The sequence below is a fragment of the Globicatella sanguinis NBRC 15551 genome, from assembly GCF_001552295.1.
Lineage (GTDB): Bacteria > Bacillota > Bacilli > Lactobacillales > Aerococcaceae > Globicatella > Globicatella sanguinis.
The window spans coordinates 1-4,535 of record NZ_BCQX01000148.1; the positions used below are offsets into that span (position 1 = coordinate 1).

The 4,535-nt window shown below is 32.5% G+C and carries 5 protein-coding genes; 2 read left to right on the forward strand and 3 right to left on the reverse strand.

The features are described 5' to 3' along the window. Positions 1-173 precede the first annotated feature (173 nt). Together GSA01S_RS09405 and GSA01S_RS09410 are read right to left on the reverse strand one after the other, a co-directional pair. Positions 174-575, reverse strand: coding sequence for a hypothetical protein (locus GSA01S_RS09405; RefSeq protein ID WP_066126922.1), 402 nt, complete (start codon positions 573-575; stop codon positions 174-176). Between the two features lie 204 nt (positions 576-779). After that, positions 780-1,076, reverse strand: a complete 297-nt coding sequence (locus GSA01S_RS09410; protein WP_066126924.1) for a hypothetical protein — start codon at positions 1,074-1,076, stop codon at positions 780-782. A gap of 1,364 nt (positions 1,077-2,440) precedes the next feature. Between GSA01S_RS09410 and GSA01S_RS09415 the strand changes: the two genes are divergently transcribed. Next, positions 2,441-2,782 (forward strand): general stress protein, encoded by a 342-nt coding sequence (locus tag GSA01S_RS09415; RefSeq protein WP_066126925.1) that lies wholly within the window; start codon positions 2,441-2,443, stop codon positions 2,780-2,782. A gap of 228 nt (positions 2,783-3,010) precedes the next feature. Beyond that, a complete protein-coding gene (locus tag GSA01S_RS09420) occupies positions 3,011-3,763 on the forward strand; it encodes a CBS domain-containing protein (RefSeq protein ID WP_066126926.1) in 753 nt (250 codons plus the stop codon). A gap of 254 nt (positions 3,764-4,017) precedes the next feature. Here GSA01S_RS09420 and GSA01S_RS09425 read toward each other — a convergent pair whose 3' ends face one another. Next, the gene (locus GSA01S_RS09425; protein WP_066126928.1) at positions 4,018-4,440 is read right to left on the reverse strand and encodes a cupin domain-containing protein; all 423 of its coding nucleotides are present in this window, start codon (positions 4,438-4,440) and stop codon (positions 4,018-4,020) included. Between the last annotated feature and the right edge of the window lie 95 nt (positions 4,441-4,535).

Here is a 4,535-nt window from a genome sequence, read left to right on the forward strand (position 1 = left end):
GTTATTTTAGTTAGGAAATAAAATTTAGTGACATAGTACGTGCATACGTAAAAGAACTCATATTAATGTTAAAAATAAGATAAAGGCTTGTGTTACAAATTATTCCTATTCGATAAATTCGTTTTTCTACAAAACTTGAGTCAGGAACATAAAAAATTGGCTAATCCTTTTAACTATATTTTTTCTTCGACTTTGGTTGCTCCGTCTAGAACCTTGTTACCAGCTTCTGCACCTTTTTTACCAGCGAAAGTTGATAGTAAAGCAGCTAAGGTAAGTCCGATAAAAGTTACGAATGAATATTTAGAGGTTTCATTCATGACATCATCAGTTGTTTCAACTACTTCTTCGAGAGTTTTTTCTGCATCTTCCATTAATTGGTTAAGTTGAGTTTCTGCATCAGATAATAATTGTTTAGCTTGTTCTTGTGCTTGTTCATAAGAAGTTTTAATGTTTTCAACAGCTTTATCGGCTTCCGCATCAGTTAAATCAGTATTTTCTGATATAGCCGCTGATAATTTTTCTTCATCTAAACTTTCGCCTATTGTTGTTAATCGATTTTCAATGTTTTGATACACTTTATTCAGTTCTTCATTCGCATCTTTTCCATCTACAATAACAGCTTTAGCTGCCTTTTGAATATCAGATGCCGTTTCATCTAATTATGATTGTAATAAATTTGGCTGCAATTCTGGAATGTCAGAATCTTTTAAAGCATCTTGAATTTCTTTATCTAAATTAGAAGTATCAATTACTAAATTATCTGTAACTGAATCGAAAGCTTATTGAGTAATATTAGATACAGCATCTCCTGAAATATTCGCTACGTTCGCTATAGTATCACCAGTGACCCCCATTAAAGACCCAAGAGTATTAAATGCAGAACCAATGGCAGAGGTGGCTAAATATAAAATCGCAATAAGACTTAATGCCCAAGTTAAAAAACCGTGAATAGCGCCTGCGCGATTTGCAGTTAAGCCTGCAACATAACCTCCTGCACTAAGTGAGACAATAAATGAGATGATAGTCCAAATAATTAAGCCGATACCGACATTATCTAATGGGTTTGGAGAAGTCAAATCAGTGACCCCTAAACCTATTGTGGCAGATGTAAGTGAAAATAAAATGCACAATGCTAGAAATGTTAATAAACCAGCGATGATAGATCTCCAGGACAGATTAACTCCCGCTTTTTCTAAAGCTATATCATTTAAATAACGTCCTCTGGCCTCATCGATATGATTCTATTTAAAATTATAATTAGAACCTTTGTATTCAAAATCATCATCTGGAACTTATCTTGACTTATCCATTGATTCATCTATTACAGTATTATTGTTTTCGTTACCTTCTGGATTTACATTAGCGTTAGGAATTTTATTATCTTTATTTTTTTCTCTATTCTCTTTCATGTTAATTCTCCTTTCAAAAGAACTATGAAACAATGCGATAACTGCTTGCAATATGATAGACAAATTTACTTTACATACCACTTTTATAGTGCAATTCGATATTTAAAACGCAATACAAAATATAAAAGTAAGGTGAGTTAATTTACCTAAGAACTCTAATAGTTAGAAGAGTTATATTTGTTTAAACTAATATCATATAATGAAATTTAGAATAATTTTAATAATACGCATTAAGTTTAGATTGAGGATGGGCACAAACTGAGCCAAGTTATTACTCGTTAATTAAAAGCACAATGGTTGAGTGATTTCAAATGGCGTCTTAACGTGCCTGAAAATAAGACTTAATCGTTTTATTTGCTTCGAGCTGATTATTTTATTGCGCATGGTTGATTGGTCTTAAAGACTTTTGTGAGACCTACTCCCAACTTTGTGGAGGTGAACAGACGAATCGAAAATTATTCAATTTTCTGCTTCTAGTGCACTCCTAACCGTAACTAGTAGTTTCATTTTCAAACATAAAATAGATAGAATTCATAATTTAAGTGGCTAATTTAATTGTAGAAATTTCACTCGTACTTTAGAGGTAAAGGTCAATCCTTTGAAATGCGTTCGGAGGTTATTATTCAACGTAGTGAGTACAGTCATTCTGAAATGGACACCGTGATACTAACACTCAAAAGTAAACAATATTTACTGGTATTAACCAATTGTCGTACACGCCATCAACTTATTCGACTAATTTCAAATAAATAGGCGGCATCCGTGAGTAAAGGTTTATTATACTCTTCCCTATTGTACATATCAATGTGGGTTAAACGAAAATTACAAACATCAGTGCATTCAAAAGCATAATAAAACGATTAACAGTATATTATACTTCTTAAAAAATCATTTAAGTGGTAAAATGAAGTCATCAACTATAAGATATAGGACGTGCATGATAGCTAACTAAATAGGTGATTTAGAGAGTTTATTAAAATAATATCAGGGTTTAAATATTACCGTTAATACTAAAAAGGGGTACAATGATTATGGCAAAGTTTATTTATGATTCATTTAATACTTTTGAAGAAGCGGAAATAGCAGTAGAAGAGTTAATTAAGAGTGGTGTATATCAAGGAGATATTACCATTGTTATCAATAGTCAATTTGTTAAAGAAGACGTCTCACGATCAGGAGCCATGATTCATAAAGCAGATATTTTGGATGAGAATAGTTCTTGGTGGGATGCTGTTGTGAGTTTTTTTACTCCAGAGTTGCAAGTAGATGAAGAGCATTCTGAAGAGTTCGAAAATTATAAAGAATTAGTATTAAAAGGCGCCTTCCTTGTATTGGTAGAGAGCTTTTACTTACCAAGTGATGAAGAAAATTAAGGAAATACTATTGGAAATACAGTTCGACTGGCTTCCACCGGAGTGAAAAACGGATGACGAAATCGTTTAGTATTTCATTTTTAGTCAGCAAAGAATTGAGAGTCGCGAGATTCATTATTCTTTGCACTTTTTTTATTAGAGTTTAAAAGCTGTTTTCGAGTTAAAATATGAATTTTATGACTTAGTCATTATAATAGAAGTAAGATACTCAATTTTAGGAGGCGTCCAATGTCAAAAAATGAATTTTTAGCATTATTCAATGAATTGGAGATTACGTTACAGAAAGTATTAGATTCCAAAGAGACGATGTTTATTTTACTTGAACAAGCGAAAGCACAGTCTAGAATCAATCCAGTCAGTGTTCATTGGGATTTACTATATGCCGCCAGACAACTACGTAATTTACTGACGCATCAAACCACAACCGACATTCCAGAAATAGCTGAACCTTCAACTTATTTAATTGAAACATTGAAGCGGATTGTTACACAGTATAAATCGCCAGTCTCGATTATGGAATACCTAAAAGCCCAAAAAGATGAAACAATCATTACTTTTAAGGTGGGAGAATCTTTACAAAGAGTCTTTACAGTAATTAAGGAAAAACATTATTCTCAATTTCCGGTATTCGATGATCATGAATATATTGGATTGATTTCAGAAAATGGTATTACCAATTGGCTAGCTGAAAAGGTATCGGATGAATCAATGATGAGTGAGGATTTAGTGGCAGTTAAGATTGATGAAGTTTTAAAATTAGAAGAAAAGAATCATCGTGTGACTAAGATTTACAAAGAAAATAATCTATTTCAATTGATTGAGTTATTTGAGAAATCTCAATCGACAGTTATTTTAGTGTGTGAAAAGCAAAATCTTGAAATGGATACACCAGATGATATTGTGGGTATTTTAACCAATTCAGATATCAGTTTGATTTACCAATTATTTGACAATGATATCCATTTATTAGACGAAGAGTAGTAAATATCGCTAGTTATTTTTGTTGTTTTTATAATTTATGAAGAGCCTTTAATAAAATGCATCAAAGTTTTAATTGACCATTTAATAGAATCTTTGGTGATTCTTTCTTTAAACATTAAGTTTAAATCATAGTCAAGAAACATTGATTCAAACTGAATTAAATCCCCCACTGGTCGAGTGTCATTCACTCAGTGGGGGATTTTTGCTATGTAAATTAAAAATTGGTAGCCCTAAAGCTACCAATTCGTATTTAATTAATGTTCATTTGGGTCGTTTTCTGCATCTTCATGTGTTGGATGCACAGTACCTGGAACGTGATCAGGCCCAGCGTATAAAGTATATAATTTTAGTGGTTTATCACCAGTGTTAGTGACATTATGCCACATATCTGCCGGTACTAAAATAGCGAAATCAGGTCCAACTTCTTTTTCAAAGTCCAAATTGTCTTCTGACGGACCCATTTGGCATAGTCCTGTTCCTTCTTCAATACGTAAGAATTGATCAATGCCTTCATGAACTTCTAATCCAATATCATCACCTGGCTGGATTGTCATTAAAGTCATTTGCATTTTGCTACCAGTCCATACCGTTGTACGGTAATTCTCATTTGCGCTTGTCCATTCCTCAATATTCTCAACAACTGGCTGTTTGCCACGATCTGTCATATCAAAAGTCATTCCTAATCGCTCCTTTTTTATAATGATTATAATTAAATGATATCATTCTTTCGGAATAAAGTAAAATGAAACGCTTAAAAGGATAGTGTCAAATT